This is a genomic window from Candidatus Woesearchaeota archaeon (genome assembly GCA_003694805.1).
GTDB lineage: Archaea > Nanobdellota > Nanobdellia > Woesearchaeales > J110 > J110.
Genome location: RFJU01000171.1, coordinates 1 through 2,372, shown reverse-complemented (window position 1 = coordinate 2,372; position 2,372 = coordinate 1). Strand labels below are relative to the sequence as shown.

General features: G+C 56.7%; 3 protein-coding genes. All 3 read left to right on the top strand.

Annotated elements, in window-relative coordinates; all coding sequences use genetic code 11:
- Positions 1-53: 53 nt before the first annotated feature.
- The gene (locus D6783_06130; GenBank protein ID RME51998.1) at positions 54-767 is read left to right on the top strand and encodes a hypothetical protein; all 714 of its coding nucleotides are present in this window, start codon (positions 54-56) and stop codon (positions 765-767) included.
- 210 nt (positions 768-977) lie between these two features.
- Positions 978-1,382, top strand: coding sequence for a hypothetical protein (locus tag D6783_06125; GenBank protein RME51997.1), 405 nt, complete (start codon positions 978-980; stop codon positions 1,380-1,382).
- 171 nt (positions 1,383-1,553) lie between these two features.
- The gene (locus D6783_06120) at positions 1,554-2,363 is read left to right on the top strand and encodes a hypothetical protein (GenBank protein RME51996.1); all 810 of its coding nucleotides are present in this window, start codon (positions 1,554-1,556) and stop codon (positions 2,361-2,363) included.
- Positions 2,364-2,372: the final 9 nt, after the last annotated feature.

The following is a 2,372-nucleotide window of genomic DNA, read 5'->3' as shown; positions in this document are numbered from 1 at the left end:
GGGGGGAGGGGGGGGGTGGGCTTTTCTTGTATCTTTGCGCAAAAAGCGACGCTATGGCAAAGGTGATTTTTGGTGGGGGTGTCAGCGAAATTCGCGGCTCGATCGCGGGGCAGGTTTTTAGTCGGAACGGTTCGGGAGCATATATCCGAAACCGGGTGACCCCCGTGAACCCCCAGTCTGCTTCCCAGTCGGGCGTCAGGCAGAATCTTGGCGCAATCGCTACGGCTTGGAAAGATCTGACCGAGCAGCAGCGAAACGCCTGGAAGGCTGCCGCTGCTGGGGGTTTTACTCAGCGCGATAGCCTGGGGAACGCGTTCCAACTGTCCGGACAGCAGCTTTTCATGAAGCTGAATACCGCGCTATTTGCTGCCGGTTCGACCGGGGTGACTTTGACCGACCCGCCCGCGGAAGTTTCTCTCGACCAGCTCCAGAACGCCGCACTGGTGTCTCAAACCGTGACTGGCACTTTCTCCATTACGTTGTCGGGAGACCTGATCGGCACCGGAGCAAACCAGAAATTGGTCGTTTTTGCGACCCGCGCTCTGTCTCAGGGTATCAGCAACCCCCGCAAGGCTGAATTCAAGTTGATCGGGGCTTTTGACATGTCCGGCTCCGGAGGGTCTTTCGATTTGACGGCAGCTTATTCGGCGAAGTTTCCGGAGCCTCCGGACGGCGGGAAAGTCTTTGTCCGGTTTCATGTGTTGCAGGCGCAGACGGGGCAAACTTCTAACAGCACAAAGGTTGCAGCCGTGCACACAGTGAGCTGACCTGCATGGTTGTTTTGTTCGTTCCTTGTGTCGCGCGCCGGTTCAACTCCGGCGCGCTATTCGTTAACCGGTGTCACAATCCGGAATGTCAGTAGCACGACGTTTTACCCCTTGACCCTTCCGGCGTCAAGGGGTATTTTTGTTCCAGGCGCGGGAGGGTAAGGCTCTGCTGGAGAGCAACCTGAGCGCCCGCGCTCGCGCATACCTGGCATGCCGCGGCGGTTGGTACATGGGGTGTTCCGGAAACCGCCGCGGTACTTTTTTTATGCCCTGAGCCCCCGCCGCCGCCCGGGGAGGTGCCGAGGAGGTGGTGTCGGGCTGCAAAAGTTCGACGCGATGAACGTGACAATGAATACTGCAGACGCGGACTGCTGGACGTTTACTTTCTCGGAAATCGTCGCGCTGCTGGATTCTGTGACAGTCGATTTGACCCATATCCAGCTGAAGCTCACGGAAAAGGACTTGTCAAGCGCAACGAGGGAAAATCTTGTGCGGAAGTCCCAGCGGCTCGTCACCTTGCGTGACAAGTTATTGTCGATTGTTGCGAATTCGTTTCCGACCGCCACGTTTGCACTGTATGGAGAAACACATGCCGGGGCGCGCCAAAAGCGATAAACTCCGCGCGAGGCGCTCCGCGCCCGAGCGCGCAAACTCCCACCCGCTCACTCCTCACGCATGAAGCACGACCGCCCCCGACCGCCGCCGCCCCGCCGGCGCGAAGGGGTTTAACCTTTCGAGGTCGTGAAGTTCTCATTCCCGCCTTCGTCTGATTATTTGTTGCCCACCTTGCAGGTGAGGCACGATTGTCTCATCCTCTTTAACCGCTACGAAGGATTCCGCCGCCCCGAGCCTCCGCCGCGGGAACGTGCATACTCGGGGGAACTATCTGACCACGCGCGCGCCCGCCTGCGAAAGGCTTTCGACTTGTTTCTACAGCTGTTTCCGCCAAGGGTGATTGAGAATAAAGCGACGAAGCGGAAGCAACTGTTTCGGGCTGCGCTTGTGACTCTGACGATTCCAAGTTCCAAGATTGTGTCGCTAAGACAGGGGAATAGGGATTTGCTGCAGCCCTTTTTGCGTCACCTGCGCGCGCCCGGGCGCGCATACATTTGGAAAGCAGAGGCGCAGAAGCGAGGGCAGCTGCATTACCATATCGTTTACAGCCATTTTGCCCATTACGACGAGGTCAGGGTTCGGTGGAATAGGATTTTGAAGCGGAAGGGATTGCTTGATGAATTCGCGAGGAAGCATCACCATTTCAATCCTCCATCTACGAGGGTTGAAAGCGTCAGGAACGTACGGCGGATGGGGGCTTACTTCGAAAAGTACCTCGCAAAGCAAGAAGTTACGAACCTCGGGGAGGGGAAAGTGTGGGACTGCTCTAAAGGGTTGAAAGTCAACCGTTTTTCCTTCGACCTGTCAAGCAGTCAATTGCACATGATAACCTCTGCAGCAGCTCAGGCAAAATGCGTGCTACGCGAGACAGAAAACGCAATAGTCGTCGCAGGAAATCGAAAACCCCTTTCATTGCTCAATCGATTTTACCGGACGCGATACGAGGCGTGGCGTAAAGATACGTTGGAGGGATTGTCGTAACATCCGCCC

Coding starts and splice junctions, on each gene's coding strand:
- D6783_06130 (RME51998.1), top strand. CDS start 54: ATGGCAAAGGTGATTTTTGGTGGGGGTGTCAGCGAAATTCGCGGCTCG.
- D6783_06125 (RME51997.1), top strand. CDS start 978: ATGCCGCGGCGGTTGGTACATGGGGTGTTCCGGAAACCGCCGCGGTAC.